Raw genomic sequence first — 18,946 nt, 5'->3', positions numbered from 1 at the left:
TCAGGCCTGCGACTCGATGTGCTGGAGCATGGCGGCGAAATGGGTGCGGTGTTCGCGGATCACGTCGGGATCCTGGCTGTCGAGCGCGCCGCGGAAGCGCACCAGCGCGTCCTGCAGATCGCCGCGTGCCCACAGCAGTTCCTCGTACAGGCGCTCGGCGCGGGCGATCAGGCTGAGGTTCTCCTGCTGGTCGCGCGGGTGGATCTTCAGTGCCGCCAGCGTCGCCAGGCGTTCGCGGATCTCGGCCTGCGAGAGGATGCCCGGGTTCTGTTCCAGGATGACCTCGTGGGTCTCGCCGGTGGCGACCACGGTGGCCTCGACCTGGAGCAGGCCGTTGACGTCGTAGGTGAAACGGATGTCCACCGGGTTCTCGTGCGCGGCCTTGGCCGGGACCGCCACGCTGATCTTGCCCAGCCGCACGTTGTGCTCCACCCGAGGGCTTTCGCCCTGGAAGATCTCGAATTCCACCTGCCGTTGCCAGTCCTGCAGCGGCTGGTAGCGCTCGACCCGGCTGACCGGCACCGTGCTGTTGCGGTGGATGATTGGCGAGAAGATGCCGCTGGTGACCTGGCCGTTGGCCCCCTGCTGGCTGGTGCCGACGCCGAGGGTGTGCGGACAGACATCGGTGAGGATCACTTCCTCCAGCTTCTCGTCGCGCGCCTTCATGCCGGCCGCGATCGCCGCGCCCACCGCGATGGCTTCGTCGGGATTGATGTGGCGCAGCGGCAGCCGGCCGAACATGCGCGACACCAGCCGTGCCGTCAGCGGCATGCGCGAAGCGCCGCCGACCAGCACGATGTCGTCCAGTTGCGCGGGTGTGAGCCGGGCGTCGCGCATGGCGCGTTCCAGCGGCGCGCGCAGGCGCTGCACCAACGGTTCGCAGATGCGGGCGAAACGGGCTTCGTCCAGCTGCCAGCTGCGTGCCTGCCCGGCCAGCGTCAGTTCGACGGCATGTTCGGTGGCCGACGCGTGCGAGAGCTCGCGCTTGAGCAGTTCCAGCCGGCGCAGCAGTTGCGCCGATTCGGCCGGTTGCAGGGTGCCCGGGGCGATGCCGAGATCCTGCAGGCAGGCATCGCGCAGCGCATGCAGGAAATCCTCGCCGCCGAGGAAGTTGTCGCCGGCGCTGGCGTGCACTTCCATCACGCCCTCGAACATTTCCAGGATCGACACGTCGAAGGTGCCGCCGCCCAGATCGAACACCAGGAAGCGTCCGCCGCCTTCGCGTTGCTGCAGGCCGTAGGCCAGCGCCGCCGCGGTGGGTTCGTTGATCAGCCGCTCGACCTTGATGCCGGCCAGCTCGCCGGCGATGCGGGTCGCCTTGCGCTGGGCGTCGCCGAAGTAGGCGGGCACGCTGATGACGGCTTCGCCGACCTTCTGGCCAAGGTGCGCCTCGGCGTCGGCGATCAGCGCGCGCAGCACCAGCGCCGATAGTTCCTCCGGCCGGAAGGAATGCTTGCCGAGCCGGGTGACCCGATCAGTGCCCATCCAGCGCTTGAAATGCGCCACGCTGGACTGCGGATGGGTAATCAGGCGCTCGCGCGCGGCTTGCCCGACCAGCACCGCGTCCTGGCCATCCACGCTGACCACCGACGGCGTCAGGTAGCTGTTCAGCGCATTCGGAATCAGCTGTGGTCCCTGTTCGCCATACACGCCCACCAGCGAATGGGTGGTCCCCAGATCAATGCCGACAATCATTCAGTCCCCTGGATCCTTCCCTGCATCGGCGATCAGTGTAAGGGCAGGGAAGCAGTGGCGGGTACCCGGAGGATGCGGCGCGCTCGCCCGCAGGCGGTCTTCAGCGACGCGGCCCGCGGCCACCCGGCCGCGGGAACATCTCCACGCTCAGGGTGAAGGTGCGCTGCTCGCCCGGCTGCATCGCGCCCACGCCGACCACCTGGCGGGTGACTTCCTCGCCACGATCGTTGCGGATGCTCATCACCACCGAGTACTCCCAGGGACCGCCATCGGCGGGATGGCGGACGCTGCCCTCCACCTTCAGCGGCACCACCGTCTGCGCCGTGCGCGCAGCCGCCAGCGACGCCTCGTCGAAGCGCAGGTGGTGGCGGCACGCCGGGCAGACCGCGGCGCTTTCCAGGATGGTGGTCTTGCAGTGCGGGCAGGTACGGGTCGCCCCGGCCATCCCCGGGCGCGGGCTGCTCATGCCTTAGCCGGCGTCTGGACCGTTGGCCGCCTTGGCGGCGCGCGGCGCGGCCTTGTCCTCTTCCCAGCCGAAGTCGGCCTGGCCGCGCATCCGCGAACCGGCCGCGACGGTCAGGGAGCCGGCCTTGACGTCGCCGACCAGCACGCCGGAGGCGAGCAGCTCCACCCGCAAGGCGGATTCGATGTTACCCTCCAGCTCGCCGGCGATGATCACCTTCTTGGCACGCACGCCGCCGTTCAACTTGGCGCCGTTCTCGATGGTGAGGTCGCCCTGCACATTGACGTCGCCCTTGAACTTGCCGGCGATGCGGATGTGGCCGGTGCCCTCGATCTTGCCCTCGATGGTCAGGTCGGCGGCGATCAGCGATTCCTTGACTTCGCGCTCGGGGGCGGGGGCCGCGCGCATGCCCGGCGGATTGCTGACGGTCGGGGAAAAATCCGCAGCCGCCGTGGATTCGCGCGCAGGCGCGGGCGAAGGTTCCGGCGGCAGCGGAACGGCATCCTTCTTGGCGGGGCCTTGGTCTTTCCAGATGGACATAAAGCGGCAACTCCGGGCGATGTGAACGGCCGACTATCGCCCGTCGCCGGGGTCAAGGTTGTGACCGTCTTTGCCCATTGGTCGGTTCGTTGCCCTGATTCATGCGAGGGTCGGCGATGTGCAGGCCGCGCTCACGCAGCTGAAGAGGGGGCGGTCAGCGGCCGCCGGCGACGTCGAGGAAGGTGCCGCTGGTGTAGCTGGCTTCCTCCGAAAGGAGCCAGAGGATCGCCCGGGCGACCTCTTCGGGCTGGCCGCCGCGTTTCATTGGCACGAACGCCTTGACCCGTTCCACCCGGTCCGGTTCGCCGCCGCTGGCATGCATGTTGGTATGGATGAACCCGGGACGCACCGCGTTGACCCGGATACCGTCGGCGGCGACTTCCTGGGCCAGCCCGACCGTGAGCGTATCCAGCGCCCCCTTGGAGGCGGCGTAGTCGACGTACTCGCCGGGGGAACCGGTGCGCGCCGCCACCGAGGACACGTTGACGATCGCGCCGCCACGGCCGCCCCGGCGGGTCGACATGCGCCGGATCGCCTCGCGGCAGCAGAGCAGGGGGCCGATCACGTTGGTGGCCAGGATGCGCTGCACGCGGGCCGCGTCCATCGCCTCCACCCGCATCTGGGTTTCCAGCACGCCGGCATTGTTGACCAGCGCATCGATCGGCCCGAAGGCGCCGTCCACTTCCGCGAACAGGCGTTCCACTTCGGCTTCCACCGCGATATCGGCGGCGAACGCGGCGGCCTGCCCGCCGTCGGCGCGGATGCGCTCGACCAGCGCGTCCGCGGCGACGGCATCGCGCCGGTAGTTGATCGCCACCGTGTAGCCGCGCGCGGCGGCCAGGCGGGCGGTGGCGGCGCCGATGCCGCGGCCGCCGCCGGTCACCAGCAGGACAGGCGCCGCCATGGACTACATCCGGAACACGCCGAAGCGCGCCGGTTCGATCGGTGCGTTTAGCGAGGCCGACAGGCCGAGGCTGAGCACGCGGCGGGTGTCGGCCGGATCGATGATGCCGTCGTCCCACAGCCGCGCGGTGGCGTACCAGGGACTGCCCTGGGTTTCGTATTGCTCGCGGATGGGGGCCTTGAAGGCTTCTTCCTCTTCCGCCGCCCAATGGCCGCCGCCGGCCTCGATGCCATCGCGCCGGACCGTGGCCAGCACGCTCGCGGCCTGCTCGCCGCCCATCACGCTGATGCGCGCGTTGGGCCACATCCACAGGAAGCGCGCGCCGTACGCGCGTCCGCACATCGCGTAGTTGCCGGCGCCGAAGCTGCCGCCGATGACAACGGTGAACTTGGGTACCGACGAACAGGCCACGGCGGTGACCATCTTGGCGCCGTCCTTGGCGATGCCGGCGTTCTCGTACTTGCGGCCAACCATGAAGCCGGTGATGTTCTGCAGGAACACCAGCGGGATGCCGCGCTGATTGCACAGTTCGATGAAGTGCGCGCCCTTGAGCGCGCTCTCGGAAAACAGGATGCCGTTGTTGGCGACGATGCCGACCGGATAGCCGTGCAGGTGGGCGAAGCCGGTCACCAGGGTCTTGCCGTAGCGCGCCTTGAATTCGTCCAGCTCGCTGCCGTCGGTGATGCGGGCGATGACCTCGCGGATGTCGAACGGGCGGCGGGTGTCCTTCGGCACGATGCCGTACAACTCGTCGGCCGAATGCAGTGGCTCGCACGCTTCGCGCACCGCGACCGGCACGGCCTTGCGCCGGTTGAGGTTGCCGACCAGGCGGCGGGCGATCTGCAGGGCGTCGCGATCATCCTCGGCGAAGTGATCGGCCACGCCGGACACGCTGGTATGCACGTCGGCGCCACCCAGCGCCTCGGCATCGACGACTTCGCCGGTAGCGGCCTTCACCAGCGGCGGGCCGCCCAGGAAGATGGTGCCCTGTTCCTTGACGATGATCGATTCGTCGCTCATCGCCGGCACGTAGGCGCCGCCGGCGGTGCAACTGCCCATCACCACCGCGATCTGCGGAATGTTGTCGGCGCTCAGGCGCGCCTGGTTGTAGAAGATCCGGCCGAAGTGCTCGCGATCCGGGAACACTTCGTCCTGCAGCGGCAGGAACGCGCCGCCGGAATCGACCAGGTAGATGCAGGGCAGGCGGTTCTCGCGCGCCACTTCCTGCGCGCGCAGATGCTTCTTCACCGTCATCGGGAAGTAGGTGCCGCCCTTGACCGTGGCATCGTTGGCGACTACCACCACTTCCTGGCCCATCACCCGGCCGATGCCGCAGACCATGCCGGCGGCGGGCGCGGCGCCGTCATACATGTCCTCGGCGGCCAACGGGGCGATTTCCAGGAACGGCGAACCGGAATCGAGCAGCGCGGTGATGCGGTCACGCGCCAGCAGCTTGCCGCGCTCGGTATGGCGCTGGCGTGCCTTGTCGCCACCGCCGTCCGCGGCCCGGGCCAGGCGGCGATCGAGTTCGGCGACCAGCGCACGATGGTATTCGGCGTTGTCGAGAAATTCCTGCGAACGCGGATCGAGTTGCGAAGTGATGGCGGACATGCGGCGACCGGAACGGGAAAGGCGGCATGTAAACACAAAGCCGCAGGTCCGCCAAACTTTCCGCGCCGCAAAAAACAAGGCCCGCTTGCGCGGGCCTTGTCGTGTTCGGCGATGGCCGGACGATTACTTCTTGGCTTCTTCAGCCTTGGCGTCAGCCTTGTCGGCCACTTCGGCAGCCTTGTCGGCGGTCGCCTGGGCGGCGTCGGCCACGGCGCCAGCCGCGGTGGCGGCAGCGTCGGTGGTGGCAGCGGCAGCGGCGTCGCCAGCCTGGGCGGCGGCGTCGGCGGTGGCGGCGGCAGCGTCGGTGGCAGCGGCAGCAGCGGCGTCGCCAGCGGCGGCAGCGGCGTCACCAGCGGCGGTGGCGGCGTCGCCGGCGGCGGTGGCAGCCTGGTCGGCGGCGGCAGCGGCGTCGGTCGCGGCGGCGTCGGTGGTTTCGCTCTTGTTGCAGGCGCTCAGGGCCAGAACGGCGGCGGCCAGCAGGATGTAGAACTTGGTCTTCATTTGGATCCCCAGTGAGGTTTTGGTTGAGAGCAAAACGGGTGAGCGTCCTTGCCCGCTGGGACAGCGGCGCCAGTGCCCGGGCCCGGGTACAGAAAAAGCCGCCAATCAACCGGCGGCTTTTTCAATTTTAACGCTATGAAGCTAAGAAGTGATTACTTCTTTTCTTCGGCCGGAGCAGCAGCGTCCTTGGCAGCGTCGGCAGCCTGGCCGGCGGCGTCGGAAGCCTGGCCAGCGGCGTCGGCAGCAGCGTCGGCAGCGGCGGCGGTGCCAGCGGCAGTGGCGTCGGTGGCGGCGGTGGCAGCAGCGTCAGCGGCGGTGGCAGCGGCGTCGGCCGACTGCTGGGCGGCGTCGGCGGTCGCGGTGCCGGCCTGGGCGGCGGCGTCGGCAGCAGCCTGGGCTTCGGTCGCAGCGGCGTTGGCGTCGGCAGCGGCGTCAGCAGCCTGTTCCTGGTTCGAGCACGCAGCCAGGGCGAAACCCAGAGCCAGCGCGATCAGAGCCTTGTTCATGGTCATGTTGCATTTCCTCGTCGTTAGTTAGGCAACGCGCTATTGCGCGCCTGCAACATGATGACAAGCCAGTTACGCCTGTCAAGCGGTCCGCTGGTTATTTTTGTCAAACCTTCGTTAAAGCACCCATCGAACCGCCAAAAAGGCAAGCGGCCGGGTATCCGGGGGATACCGCGACCGCCCGGGCAGGGGCATGGCTCAGACGATTTCCACCGCGATCGCGGTGGCTTCGCCGCCGCCGATGCACAGCGACGCCACGCCGCGCTTGCCGCCGCGCTGGCGCAGCGCGTTGATCAGGGTGACCACCAGGCGGGCACCGGAAGCGCCGATCGGATGGCCCAGCGCACAGGCGCCGCCGTTGACGTTGAGCTTGGCGTGCGGAATGCCGAGATCCTTGATCGGTGCCATCGCGACCACCGCGAAGGCTTCGTTGACCTCGAACAGATCCACCTGGTCCACGGTCCAGCCGACCTGCTTGAGCAGCTTGTCGATCGCGCTGACCGGAGAGGTGGTGAACCACTCCGGCTGCTGCGAGAAGGTGGCGTGGCCGACGATTTTCGCCAGTGGCTGCAGGCCGCGCCTGGCGGCTTCCTCGGCGGTCAGCAGGACGGTGGCGGCGGCGCCGTCGGAAATGCTGGACGAGCTGGCCGCGGTGACGGTGCCGTCCTTCTTGAACGCCGGCTTGAGGGTCGGGATCTTGGCCAGGTCGGACTTGCCGGGTTGTTCGTCGGTGCTCACTTCAACCTCGCCCTTGCGGGTGGCGACCTTGACCGGAACGATCTCGGCGTCGAAGGCACCGGACTGCTGGGCGGCCTGCGCGCGCTTGACCGATTCGGTCGAGTAGGCGTCCTGTTCCTCGCGGGTGAAGCCGTACTTGGCGGCGGTGGCTTCGGCGAACACGCCCATGGCCTGGCCGTCATACGGATTGGTCAGGCCGTCCCAGGCCATGTGGTCGACCGCCTGGAAGTTGCCGAAGCGGTTGCCGGCGCGCGAGTTCGGGATCATGTGCGGGGCGTTGGTCATCGACTCCATGCCGCCGGCGACCACGATGCTGGCCGAACCGGCCTTGATCAGATCGTGGCCCAGCATGATCGCCTTCATGCCCGAACCGCAGACCTTGTTGATGGTGGTGCAGCCGACGTCGGTCGGCAGGCCCGCGGCCAGCGAGGCCTGGCGCGCGGGTGCCTGGCCCAGGTTGGCCGGCAGCACGCAGCCCATGATGACCTCGGAGACGTCGGCGGCGGGGACGCCGGCCTGCTCCAGCGCCGCGCGGATGGTCGCCGCGCCCAGGGTCGGGGTCGGCACGCCGGTGAACTGGCCCATGAAGGAACCGATGGCGGTGCGCTTGGCGGCGGCGATGACGATATCGGACATGAAACGGAACCTCGTGTAGGGATGGCCGGATTATCCCGCTCGCGGTGCGGTGCAGCAATCGGCCGTTCGGACAGGGGGATGCCGCCTGGCGGACCAGGCGGTGGTGGAATGCCTGTTCAGGCGCGGCCGTCGAACAGTTCGCGGCCGATCAGCATGCGCCTGATTTCGTTGGTGCCGGCGCCGATGGCGTAGAGCTTGGCGTCGCGGAGCAGGCGGCCGGTGTCGAACTCGTTGATGTAACCGTTGCCGCCCAGTGCCTGGATGGCCTCCAGGGTGACCTGCACCGCGGCCTCGGAGGCATGCAGCAGGCAGCCGGCCGCGGCGGCGCGCGAGCCGGTGCCGGCATCGTAGTCGCGGGCGACCTGGTAGGCGAAGGCGCGGCTGGACTGCAGCGCGGTGTACATGTCGGCCAGCTTGCCCTGCATCAGGCCGAAAGTGCCGATCGGCGAATCGAACTGGCGGCGTTCGCGCACGTAGGGCAGGGTGATGTCCATGGCCGCCTGCATCAGCCCAATCGGACCACCGGTCAGCACCAGCCGCTCGGTGTTGAGGCCGCTCATCAGCACGCGCACGCCCTGGTGGACTTCGCCCAGCACGTTCCCGGCGGGAATCTCGCAGTTCTCGAACACCAGTTCGCAGGTGTTGCTGCCGCGCATGCCCAGCTTGTCCAGCTTCTGCGCGGTTGAGAAACCCTTCATGCCGCGCTCGACGATGAAGGCGGTCATGCACTTGCTGCCCGCCTCCTTGCCGGCGGTGCGCATGTAGACCAGCAGCACGTCGGCTTCCGGTCCGTTGGTGATCCACATCTTGTTGCCGTTGGCGACCCACACGCCGTCGCGCAGTTCGGCGCGGCAGCCCATCGAGCCGACCACGTCGGAGCCGGCGCCGGGTTCGCTCATCGCCAGCGCGCCCTTCCATTCGCCGGTGCACAGCTTCGGCAGGTACTTGCGGCGCTGGGCGTCGCTGCCGTTGAGGAACAGGTTGGAAACGCACAGGTTCGAGTGCGCGCCATAGCTCAGGCCGACCGAACCGGACGCGCGCGAGATTTCCTCCATCGCCACCAGGTGCGCCAGGTAGCTCATGCCGCTGCCGCCAAAGGCCTCGTCCACGGTCATGCCCAACAGGCCCATTTCGCCCAGCTTGGGCCACAGGTCCTGCGGGAACACGTTGTCGTGGTCGATCTGCGCGGCGCGCGGAGCTATCTCGGCATCCGCGAACCGGCGCACGGCGTCGCGCAGCGCGTCGATTTCCTCGCCAAGCGGAAAAGCAGCGATTGAAACGGGTCGCATTCGGTCCTCCCTCCTATTGCGGCCTGTGGGTGTTGGCGATCAACGCTCTCCGCGCAGATGCCCCATGAAGCGTGGTGCGGTCCGGCCCAGCGGCAGCTTGAGCTTGCCGATGGCGGCGATGCGCGCCTCGGCGATGCGGTCGGCGGCGTACTGCGGCGCGAGGTTCTCGCGTTCGGCCAGATCGAAGATCTTGCCGACTGTGTGGTAGATGGTGCGCATCATCCGCATCGCGCGCTCGCGGTTGTAGCCGTCGATTTCCAGCGACACGTTGATGACGCCGCCGGCGTTCACCGCGTAGTCCGGCGCATACAGGATGCCGCGCTTGGCGGCTTCCACGCCGGTGACGTGCGACATCTGATTGTTGGCGGTGCCGCAGATGACCTTGGCCTTCAGGCGCGGCAGGGTCTCGGCGTTGATTGCGTATTCCAGCGCGCACGGCGAGAACACGTCCACCGGCAGATCGTAGATTTCGTCCGGCTTGACCGCCTCGGCGCCGTATTCCTCCACCGCGTACTCCACCAGCTTGGGATTGAGATCGGTGACGAACAGCTTGGCGCCGCGTTCCTTCAGCAGTTTGACGAACTCCATGCCGATATGGCCCAGGCCCTGCACGGCGAAGCTGTACTTGCCGATTTCCTCGTTGCCGAACTTGCGGTTGAGGGTGGCCATCAGGCCCTGCAGCGCGCCGTAGGCGGTGAACGGGGCGGGATCGCCCGAGCCGCCGTGGACCTGGTGCACGCCGACCACGTATTCGGTCTCGCGGTAGACGTTCTCCATGTCGTTGACGTCGGTGCCCACGTCCTCGGCGGTGATGTAGCGGCCGCCCAGCGAGTCGACATAGCGGCCGAACGAGCGGAACAGCACCTCGGTCTTGTCGGCGGTGCTGTCGCCGATGATCACGGCCTTGCCGCCGCCGACGTTGAGGCCGGCGAGGGCGTTCTTGTAGGTCATGGTGCGGCTGAGCCGGAGCGCGTCGGTCAGCGCCGCCTGGCTGTCGGCGTAGGGGCGCATGCGCACCCCGCCCAAGGCCGGACCCAGGACCGTGCTGTGAACCGCGATGATGGCCTTCAGGCCGGCGTCGGGGTTGTGGCAGAAGACGACCTGCTCATGGCCGGACGTGTCGAGGGTTTCGAAGATCATCTGGGACTCCGGTGCGGCGTGGGGCCGCGGGCTACGCCGGGTGGCTTTGGCTAACCGCTTGTTCGAAAAATAAAAAAGCGACGTTTCCGGCTCGCCGTGGTCGTCGCAGGCGGGCATTCTAATCCATACGGCCGGCCGGGGGCAGTTTGTGGACGGGATCCCGTTTTAGTGCCTTCGCCAGGCCGGCTGACAGATTCGAACGATCGTGCTATTTTCGCCGCCATGAATCTGTGCGCCGCCACCAGCAAGGGCACGGCCACCCGCGAGATGATCGTCGAGCGGGCGTATGCCATCGCCTGCCGGCAGGGCCTGGAAGGCCTGTCCATCGGCGAGCTGGCGCAGGCCGCGGGCATGTCCAAGAGCGGCGTGTTCGCGCACTTCGGCTCCCGCGAGGATCTGCAGCTCACCGTGCTGGACTGGACCGCGCGCCGCTTCGGCGAGGCGGTGATGGCGCCCGCGCTGCGGCAGCCGCGTGGACAGGCGCGGCTGCGCGCGATCATGGACGGCTGGTTCGCCTGGGTGCGGGCCAATCCCGATGGTTGCGTGATTCTCGGCGCCGCCAACGAATACGACGCACGCCCCGGAATGATGCGCGAGCGCGTGATCGCCTGGCTGACCGAGTGGCGCGCCGTCGTCGCCAAGGCCGCGCAGATGTGCATCGACAGCGGCGAGTTCGCCGCCGACACCGATCCCGTACTGGTCTCGTTCCAGTTGTTCGCCATCACCGAAGGGCTGCACAACGCCCGGCTGTACGACCCCGCTCAGGCCGAAGCCCTGGCCCGGCGGGCGCTCGATCACCTGTTCGCCTCCTACGCCGCCTGATCCGGAGAGTCCCCCATGGCCGCCGTCGTTTCGCCACAAAAAAGCACGATCGTTCGTAAAAATGTCCGCCTGCTGCCGTTGCGCTCCGCCTTCGCCCTGGGCAGTTGGCTGATGCCGGAAGCCACGCTCCAGCATGCCTTCCGCCTGTTCGGCACGCCGATGCCCGGCGGCCGCGAGCGCGCACGCCGCAGCGATACCTGGGGTGCCAGCGTCCACACCTTCGCGCACGGCCGCGAGCGGCTCACCTGGTATGCCTGGGGAGATCCCCAGCGCCAGCCCATCGCGCTGCTGGCGCATGGCTGGTCGGGCTATGCGCTGCAACTGCTGCCATGGGTGGAACCATTGCGCCAGGCCGGCTACGCGGTGGTGGCGCTGGACCAGATCGCGCATGGCCGCAGCAGCGGCTACCGGGCGACGCTGCCGATGTTCGCCGACGTCCTGCACCGTTTCGCCGAACGCTTCGGCGGCGTGCAGGCGCTGGTGGCGCATTCCCTCGGCGGCGCGGCCGCCATGATCGCGCTCGCGCGCGGATTGCGGGCGGAGCGCGCGATCCTGATCGCGCCGGCGGCCGATCCAATCGCCGCGGCGCAGCGCTTCGGTGGTTTCGTCGGTCTCGCCGCGCATCTTTCGGCGCGCCTGTTCGACGAATTCGAGTCGCTGACCGGCATGGCGGTGGAAGGATTCCAGGCGCACCTCAATGCGCCCCGCATCGCCAGTCCCGCGCTGATCGTCCATGACCTGGAAGACCGCGAAGTGCCCTGGTCCGAAGGCGAGCGCTATGCGCGCTACTGGCCGGAGGCGCGCCTGCTGAGCACCACCGGGCTCGGACACAACCGCATCCTCACCGATCCCGGCGTCATTGCTGCGGCGATGTCCTACCTGGACGGACGCGCGGTGGGGCAGCGCGTCGTGTCCACGCCGGACCTGCCTTACGGATTCGCCTGAACAGGCACCCGGCCCGGGCTGCGCCGCCGCGCCAGACGGCGGCGTAGGGTGCTTCGACCAAAGGCGTCATGGGGCCGAACTCCGCCGCGCGCTACAATTCCGCCTCTAATGCATGCAATACGCGAGTGAGGGCGCGAATGAGCACACCGGCTTCCCAACTTCCTGCAGCACGCGCGGATGCATCACCGCTGCGTTTCGTTACCGCGGCCAGCCTGTTCGATGGCCACGACGCAGCGATCAACATCATGCGCCGCCTGATCCAGGGGCAGGGCGCCGAAGTGATCCACCTGGGCCACAACCGCAGCGTCGAGGACGTGGTCCGCGCCGCGCTGCAGGAGGATGCCGACGGCATCGCCCTGTCCAGCTACCAGGGCGGCCACGTCGAGTACTTCAAGTACATGGTCGACATGCTCAAGGAGCGCGGCGCCAGCCACATCCGCGTGTTCGGCGGCGGCGGCGGCACCATCACCCCCGAGGAAATCGCCGAGCTTCAGGCCTACGGCGTCGAACGCATCTACCACCCCAACGACGGCATGAAGATGGGGCTGGTGGAGATGATCGAGGATGTGGTGGGCCGCGCGGGCGCGGCCCGGGATTCGGGAATGGGGATTCGGGATTCGCAGGATCCCCACGCCGCCATCGGTGACGAAGCGGCCATCGGGCACATGCTTAGCCGCATCGAGGATGGTGATTTCAGCGAAACCGAACTCGCCGCCCTGCGCCGGCAGTGGGCCAACCCGCGCTCCACCGAATCCCGCATCACCAATCTCGAATCCCGTCCCGGCACGCCGGTCATCGGCATCACCGGCACCGGCGGCGCCGGCAAGTCGTCGGTGACCGACGAGCTGATGAACCGGTTCCTGTCCAGCTTCCCGCAGATGCGGATGGCGGTGATCTCGGTCGACCCGACCCGCCGTCGCACCGGTGGCGCGCTGCTGGGCGACCGCATCCGCATGAACTCGCTGCGCAGCGAACGCATCTACATGCGTTCGATGGCGACCCGCCGGCAGAACGTGGCGACCAACGCGGTGCTGAAGGACTGCATCGCCTACCTGAAGTCGCTGGGCTTCGATCTGATCATCGTCGAGACCGCCGGCATCGGCCAGAGCGACTCGGAAATCGTCGACCTGGTCGATTTCCCGATGTACGTGATGACCAGCGACTACGGCGCGGCCAGCCAGTTGGAGAAGATCGACATGCTCGACTTCGCCGAACTGGTGGTGCTGAACAAGTACGACAAGCGCGGCGCCGAGGACGCGTTGCGCGACGTGCGCAAGCAGTGGAAGCGCAACCGGGTGGCGTTCCAGACGCCTGACGCGGATGTGCCGGTGTATCCGACCATCGCCAGCCAGTTCAACGATCCGGGCATCAGCTGGATGTTCGCCAACCTGTGCCGCCTGCTGCGCGACAAGCTGCACCTGCCGGCGGAGAAGTGGACGCCGGACATCGACACCGAATTGAAGGAACCGCGCGCGACCGTGCTGATCCCCGGTGCGCGCGTGCGCTACCTGGCCGAGATCGCAGAGCAGGGCCGCGGCATCAACCGCCGCATCGAGAGCGAAGCCGAAACCGCCAGCCGTGCGCAGTCGTACTGGCAGTCGCTGCGGGATCTTGACGACCCGGCACTCCCCAAGGCGCTGGATCTGTATGCCGCCGAAGATCTCCTTCCCCCGCTTGCGGGGGAAGGTGCCCGAAGGGCGGATGGGGGCAAGACGGGTGACGCCGGCCCCCACCCCAACCCTCCCCCGCAGGCGGGGGAGGGGGCAGGTCAAGTCGATCGCTCTCTATTGACCCTGCGCCAGCGCTACCAGGACGCCGTGCAGTCGCTGTCCAGCGAAGCGCTGAAGCTGCTGCGCGAGTGGCCGGCGCGGCTGAAGGCGGCGACCGACGAGGTCAACGAGTACGAGGTGCGCGGCAAGACCATCCGCATCGAGAACTACCGCGAGTCGCTCAGCCACCAGAAGATCCCCAAGATCGCCGCGCCGAAATACCGTGGCTGGGGCGAACTGCTGACTTTCCTGCAGAAAGAAAACCTGCCGGGCAGTTACCCCTACACGGGAGGCGTGTATCCGTATCGCCGCACCGGCGAGGATCCGATCCGCATGTTCGCCGGCGAGGGCACGCCGGAGCGGACCAACCGTCGCTTCCACTACCTGAGCCTGGGCCAGCCGGCCGCGCGCCTGTCCACCGCCTTCGACAGCGTGACGCTGTATGGCGAGGATCCGGCGCCGCGTCCGGACATCTACGGCAAGATCGGCAACTCCGGCGTCAACATTCCCACGCTGGATGACATGAAGAAGCTGTACTCCGGCTTCGACCTGTGCGCGCCGACCACCTCGGTATCGATGACCATCAACGGTCCGGCACCGATCATCCTGGCGATGTTCATGAACACCGCCGTCGACCAGCAGGTGGAGAAGTACCTGAAGGCCGATGCCGATCGCTGGGCGGCCGCGCAGAAGAAGCTGGACGAACTGTTCGCCGGCCGCGAGCGTCCGCGCTATTCCGGCGAACTGCCGGCCGGCAACGACGGACTCGGCCTGGGCCTGCTGGGCGTGACCGGCGATCAACTGGTGGACGCGGACACCTACGCGCGGATCAAGGCCGAGACCCTGAAGACCGTGCGCGGCACCGTGCAGGCCGACATCCTCAAGGAAGACCAGGCACAGAACACCTGCATCTTCAGCACCGAGTTCGCCCTGCGCATGATGGGCGATATCCAGCAGTACTTCGTCGACAACGGCGTGCGCAACTTCTACTCGGTGTCGATTTCCGGCTACCACATCGCCGAGGCGGGCGCGAACCCGATATCGCAACTGGCCTTCACCCTGTCCAACGGTTTCACCATCGTCGAGTACTACCTGGCGCGTGGGATGAAGATCGACGACTTCGCTCCGAACCTGTCGTTCTTCTTCAGCAACGGCATGGATCCGGAATACACCGTGATCGGCCGCGTCGCGCGGCGCATCTGGGCGCGCGCGATGCGCGAGCGCTATGGCGCCAACGAGCGCAGCCAGATGATGAAGTACCACATCCAGACCTCGGGCCGTTCGCTGCATGCCCAGGAAATCCAGTTCAACGACATCCGCACCACGCTGCAGGCGCTGTACGCGCTGTTCGACAACTGCAACAGCCTGCACACCAATGCCTACGACGAGGCGATCACCACGCCGACCGAGGAAAGCGTGCGCCGCGCGGTCGCGATCCAGATGATCATCAACAAGGAGCTGGGCCTCAACTTCAACGAGAACCCGTGGCAGGGCAGCTTCGCGGTCGAGTACCTGACCGACATCGTTGAGGAAGCGGTCTACAAGGAGTTCGAGGCGATCAGCGAGCGCGGCGGCGTGCTCGGCGCGATGGACACCATGTACCAGCGCGGCAAGATCCAGGAAGAATCGTTGTACTACGAGCACAAGAAGCACGACGGCAGCCTGCCGCTGGTGGGCGTGAACACCTTCCTGCCGAAGGAGCACGGCGGCGAGATCGCCACGGAGATCGAACTCATCCGCTCGACCGAGGAAGAGAAGGGCCAGCAGATCACCAACGTGCGCGCCTGGCAGTCCTCGCGCAACGGCCTGGCGCCGGAGGGCGAGACGGACCACGCGCATTCCACCGCACTGGAGGAACATGCCGAGGCCGACGCGCACGACGGCCATGGCCTGGCCTATCTGCAGAAGGCGGCGCGGGACAGGCGCAATGTGTTCGTCGCGCTGGTCGAGGCGGTCAAGACCCATAGCCTGGGCCAGATCAGCCACGCCCTGTACGACGTGGGCGGCGAGTACCGACGCAACATGTGAGGGACGGAGGGCCGCCGTCGAGCGGCCTTCCGGACGCTCCTGCGACGGGCGGTGAAATCCGATGACGCCCGGCGGGCGTGTTTGCCGGTAGAGGAAATGCAGGCCAGTGGTGGCCTGCACCACCCCTATTCGAGGAGACACCCCATGCGCAAGTTCATCATCCGCTCCACCTCCTTTGCCAGCCTGTTGCTGCTGGCCGGCGCCGCCCTGGCCGGCGGTCCGATCAATCCGCCGCCCGCTTCCTGCGCGGTGGACGAGGTCTACAAGTGCGAAACCATCGGTGGTCAGAAGTACTGCAAATGCGCCAAACGCGATCTGTCGGCGGCGCCACAGCGCAATGACGAGCCGCGGCGCCTGAAGGGCAAGCCCCAGCACCTGGTCAATCATGGCTCCGGTGCGACCGGGCAGACCCCGGCGGCACCGCAGCCGGAACCGCGCAAGTCCGATCAGCGTTGACTGTCGGGCGGGAGAGGGCGCAGGCGCGCCCTCAATCCCCGGATGCGGCCTCTTGCTTGCCCATCGGGCGATGCGGGTCGCTACATCATCAGGCAGTCCAGTCCATCCAGCGCGATGTGGATGAGCAGGCCGACACCGAACCAACGGGTCCGGCGCGGGACCACCAGCGCACCGTAGAGCAGCATCGCTGGCCAGGTGTGCAGCGGATGGAATCCCAGGCTGCACCGCCCGGGCGCGTAGATCGGATCGGCCAGCAGGTGATCCAGATCGATGATCCAGCCGGCCAGCATCCAGGCGGCGGCGCGCTTCCATTCCTTCGGCCAGAACAGGCGCGCGGTGGCGACGGGCACCAGCACGTGCAGCAGCAGATGGATGAACGGACGCGGTTCGAGGTCGGGCAGGGGCATTTTCGCGAAGCTCAGCGCCGCGTTGCCAGCCAGCGATCCAGCTGGTTGGCGAAGGCCTGCCGATCACGGGCATTGAAGGCGGCCGGCCCGCCCGTCTGTACGCCGGCGCCGCGCAGTTCGTCCATGAAGTTCCGCATGGAGAGCCGTTCGGCGATGTTGTCGGCGGTGTAGCGGTCGCCGCGCGGGTTGATCGCCTGCGCACCATTGGCCAGCACCCGCGCCGCCAGCGGAATGTCCTGGGTGACCACGAGATCGCCGGTACGCGCGCGTTCGGCGATGGCGTCGTCGGCCACGTCGAAGCCTCCCTGCACCTGCAGCGCGCGGATGTACCGGGAAGATGGGGTGCGCAGCCACTGGTTGGCGACCAGGGTCACCTGGACCTGTGCGCGTTCGGCCGCGCGGAACAGTATCTCCTTGACTGGCCCGGGGCAGGCGTCGGCGTCCACCCAAATCCGGGGGCCGGGAGGCGATGCGTCGTTCACCGATGGTCCTCCCTGCCGGAACGCACCGGAGCGGAGGGTGTCGCCGTCCGGCGCGGGACGCGGCGGGGAGGGGGGACGCGGGAAGCGGAAAATCGTTGCATGAGAGAAGGCAGGGAGAGCGGACGCGGGCCCCACACGATAGCCCGATCCTGCTGTCGGGACCGCCTGGATGGCAACAGCGGCTTTACGGGAGATGTGGAAGGGTGTCGATTTCAGGCGGCCCGGTTCGTCGGTTGATTACACCCTCAATCCCGCAGGAGCTTCCGCATGTCCCTCGTGAAACCCATCACCCCGCATCTGTGGTTCGACACCCAGGCCCGCGAAGCCGCCGCGTTCTACTGCTCGCTGTTTCCCGATTCGCAGGTCGACTCCATCGTCCGGTTGCGCGATACGCCCTCCGGCGACTGCGACGTGGTCTCGTTCACCCTGGCCGGCCAGCCGTTCATGGCGATCAGCGCCGGTCCCGTGTTCACGTTCAATCCCTCGACTTCCTTCCTGGTCCATTTCGATCCCGCGCGTGACGGGCAGGCGCGTGAGCAACTGGATGCGATGTGGGCCAGGCTCATCGACGGCGGGCAGGCATTGATGCCGCTGGATGCGTATCCCTTCAGCGAGCACTACGGCTGGGTGCAGGATCGCTACGGCCTGTCCTGGCAACTGATGCTCAGTCCGCCTGGCGCACCCCCGCGCCCGCGCATCGTGCCGGTATTGATGTTCACCGGCGAGGTGTACGGGAAGGCCGAAGAGGCTGCGAAATTCTATCGTTCGGTGTTCGACGATTCCGAAGCCGGGCAGATGGCCCGCTACACGGAGGACAGCGCCAACGATCGCGCCGGCGCGGTCATGTTCTCCGACTTCCGTCTGGGCGATACCTGGATGGCGGCGATGGACAGCGGCCATCCGCACGGCTTTGCCTTCAACGAAGCCATCTCGTTTCTGGTCACCTGCCGCGATCAGGCCGAAATCGACCGCTACTGGGCGCAGCTGTCGTCGGTGCCTGAGTCCGAGCAGTGCGGTTGGTGCAAGGATCGCTTCGGGCTGTCCTGGCAGATTTCGCCGCAAGGGCTGGACGAGATGATGACCTCGGGCGATGAAGCGCTGGTTGGGCGGATCACGCAGGCCGTCCTGGACATGCACAAGCTGGACGTCGCCAGGATCGAAGCGGCGGCGCGGGAGCAGTAGCCCGCGACGCACGGGGCGGTCGCGAACCGCCCCGTGCCTGTCGCGGATCGGCGCCTAAGGCCGTTTCTTGTAGGTAATCTCCATCATCTTGGCCTCCTTGCCATCCGGGCCGGGCGCGTACATCTCGAATACCTCCGTGCTCTTGTCGGACCAGCGGGTGGTCATGCGAGAGGTCACGGGTTTCTTGCTGACAGGGTCGTGATAGGTGCCGGTATAGGTGCAGGCCATGCTGGCGTCGCAGGTGCCCTCGCTGACCATCAGGCCGGTGCTCATGCTGTCGTTCCAGGTGGACCAGTGCTTGCCGGTGACATTGTCGAAGCCGTGCAGGCCCTGTCCGGTGAAGGGTTGGCCCATCATCTGCGAGCTCACTTCCTCCACCAGCACGCGATCGCCGAGGATCATCCTGCGGGTCGCAGTGCCTTTGTCGATGGTGGGCGGGGTATCCGGAGCGTGCCAGCTTTTCACGGTCAGGTCGTAAGTGCCGGCCAGTGTGGCGAGTTGTCGATGTTCGGCGCCGGGCGTGCCGGCTTTCTGGAAGGCTTCCATCATCGCCTTCATTTCGGGCGTCATGGGGGGGGCCTTGTCGTCCTGCGCCGCGGCCGAGGCGGCGGGCAGCAGGCAGGCGAGGGCGAGGGAAAGAACGGAACTGCACTTCATGGCAGGACCTCCGGGGACATGGCCAGGTTGCGGTGGGCATGGGGGTGCGCCGTATTTGCACCAGTCCGCGCTCAATCCGCGTGAAGGTGGACCACCGTGGGGCCGGAAAGGGGAACACGCGGAACGCCGCGCACGGGCCGCGGCGCAGGGTGCGTGCCCGCACGGGCCTGCTAAA

At 67.5% G+C, this 18,946-nt stretch carries 18 protein-coding genes; 5 read left to right on the top strand and 13 right to left on the bottom strand.

What is annotated here, in order from left to right:
• The 10 genes from FHW78_RS02270 to FHW78_RS02225 form a co-directional block, all read right to left on the bottom strand.
• Positions 1–1,695 (bottom strand): molecular chaperone HscC, encoded by a 1,695-nt coding sequence (locus tag FHW78_RS02270; RefSeq protein WP_183637149.1) that lies wholly within the window; start codon positions 1,693–1,695, stop codon positions 1–3.
• A 100-nt stretch (positions 1,696–1,795) separates the two neighbouring features.
• Positions 1,796–2,161, bottom strand: a complete 366-nt coding sequence (locus tag FHW78_RS02265) for a hypothetical protein (protein ID WP_183637146.1) — start codon at positions 2,159–2,161, stop codon at positions 1,796–1,798.
• Positions 2,162–2,164: 3 nt separating this feature from the next.
• Positions 2,165–2,698: a polymer-forming cytoskeletal protein gene (locus tag FHW78_RS02260; protein WP_183637143.1), complete on the bottom strand. Its 534-nt coding sequence runs from the start codon at positions 2,696–2,698 to the stop codon at positions 2,165–2,167.
• Between the two features lie 154 nt (positions 2,699–2,852).
• The gene (locus tag FHW78_RS02255) at positions 2,853–3,602 is read right to left on the bottom strand and encodes an SDR family oxidoreductase (protein ID WP_183637140.1); all 750 of its coding nucleotides are present in this window, start codon (positions 3,600–3,602) and stop codon (positions 2,853–2,855) included.
• A gap of 3 nt (positions 3,603–3,605) precedes the next feature.
• Positions 3,606–5,213, bottom strand: a complete 1,608-nt coding sequence (locus FHW78_RS02250; protein ID WP_183637137.1) for a carboxyl transferase domain-containing protein — start codon at positions 5,211–5,213, stop codon at positions 3,606–3,608.
• Between the two features lie 123 nt (positions 5,214–5,336).
• The gene (locus FHW78_RS02245) at positions 5,337–5,714 is read right to left on the bottom strand and encodes a hypothetical protein (RefSeq protein ID WP_183637134.1); all 378 of its coding nucleotides are present in this window, start codon (positions 5,712–5,714) and stop codon (positions 5,337–5,339) included.
• Positions 5,715–5,866: 152 nt separating this feature from the next.
• Positions 5,867–6,226, bottom strand: coding sequence for a hypothetical protein (locus tag FHW78_RS02240; RefSeq protein ID WP_183637131.1), 360 nt, complete (start codon positions 6,224–6,226; stop codon positions 5,867–5,869).
• A 192-nt stretch (positions 6,227–6,418) separates the two neighbouring features.
• Entirely contained in the window at positions 6,419–7,594 is a 1,176-nt protein-coding gene (locus FHW78_RS02235; protein WP_183637128.1) for a thiolase family protein, read from the bottom strand.
• 116 nt (positions 7,595–7,710) lie between these two features.
• Entirely contained in the window at positions 7,711–8,883 is a 1,173-nt protein-coding gene (locus FHW78_RS02230; RefSeq protein WP_183637127.1) for an acyl-CoA dehydrogenase family protein, read from the bottom strand.
• Positions 8,884–8,922: 39 nt separating this feature from the next.
• The gene (locus tag FHW78_RS02225; protein ID WP_183637125.1) at positions 8,923–10,023 is read right to left on the bottom strand and encodes a Glu/Leu/Phe/Val dehydrogenase; all 1,101 of its coding nucleotides are present in this window, start codon (positions 10,021–10,023) and stop codon (positions 8,923–8,925) included.
• A gap of 222 nt (positions 10,024–10,245) precedes the next feature.
• Between FHW78_RS02225 and FHW78_RS02220 the strand changes: the two genes are divergently transcribed.
• The 4 genes from FHW78_RS02220 (at position 10,246) to FHW78_RS02205 (ending at position 16,043) form a co-directional block, all read left to right on the top strand.
• A complete protein-coding gene (locus FHW78_RS02220) occupies positions 10,246–10,845 on the top strand; it encodes a TetR/AcrR family transcriptional regulator (RefSeq protein ID WP_183637123.1) in 600 nt (199 codons plus the stop codon).
• 15 nt (positions 10,846–10,860) lie between these two features.
• Positions 10,861–11,790, top strand: a complete 930-nt coding sequence (locus FHW78_RS02215) for an alpha/beta fold hydrolase (protein ID WP_183637121.1) — start codon at positions 10,861–10,863, stop codon at positions 11,788–11,790.
• Positions 11,791–11,927: 137 nt separating this feature from the next.
• A complete protein-coding gene (locus tag FHW78_RS02210; RefSeq protein ID WP_183637119.1) occupies positions 11,928–15,587 on the top strand; it encodes a methylmalonyl-CoA mutase family protein in 3,660 nt (1,219 codons plus the stop codon).
• Positions 15,588–15,731: 144 nt separating this feature from the next.
• Complete coding sequence (locus FHW78_RS02205) at positions 15,732–16,043, top strand: hypothetical protein (protein WP_183637117.1); 312 nt, start codon at positions 15,732–15,734, stop codon at positions 16,041–16,043.
• A gap of 80 nt (positions 16,044–16,123) precedes the next feature.
• Here the strand turns inward: FHW78_RS02205 and FHW78_RS02200 are convergent, their stop codons facing one another.
• Both FHW78_RS02200 and FHW78_RS02195 read right to left on the bottom strand, forming a co-directional pair.
• Positions 16,124–16,450, bottom strand: a complete 327-nt coding sequence (locus FHW78_RS02200) for a DUF6122 family protein (protein WP_183637115.1) — start codon at positions 16,448–16,450, stop codon at positions 16,124–16,126.
• 11 nt (positions 16,451–16,461) lie between these two features.
• Positions 16,462–16,932 (bottom strand): YaiI/YqxD family protein, encoded by a 471-nt coding sequence (locus tag FHW78_RS02195; RefSeq protein ID WP_183637112.1) that lies wholly within the window; start codon positions 16,930–16,932, stop codon positions 16,462–16,464.
• A gap of 267 nt (positions 16,933–17,199) precedes the next feature.
• Here FHW78_RS02195 and FHW78_RS02190 point away from each other — a divergent pair, with 267 nt between their 5' ends.
• Entirely contained in the window at positions 17,200–18,114 is a 915-nt protein-coding gene (locus tag FHW78_RS02190; protein ID WP_183637109.1) for a VOC family protein, read from the top strand.
• Between the two features lie 54 nt (positions 18,115–18,168).
• Here FHW78_RS02190 and FHW78_RS02185 read toward each other — a convergent pair whose 3' ends face one another.
• A complete protein-coding gene (locus tag FHW78_RS02185; protein ID WP_183637106.1) occupies positions 18,169–18,771 on the bottom strand; it encodes a DUF1579 domain-containing protein in 603 nt (200 codons plus the stop codon).
• Positions 18,772–18,946 lie beyond the last annotated feature (175 nt).

Source organism: Pseudoxanthomonas sp. OG2, from assembly GCF_014192765.1.
Taxonomy (GTDB): Bacteria; Pseudomonadota; Gammaproteobacteria; order Xanthomonadales; family Xanthomonadaceae; genus Pseudoxanthomonas_A; species Pseudoxanthomonas_A beigongshangi.
Note: the sequence above shows the minus strand (reverse complement) of the source record. Positions and strands in the feature narration are given on the sequence as shown.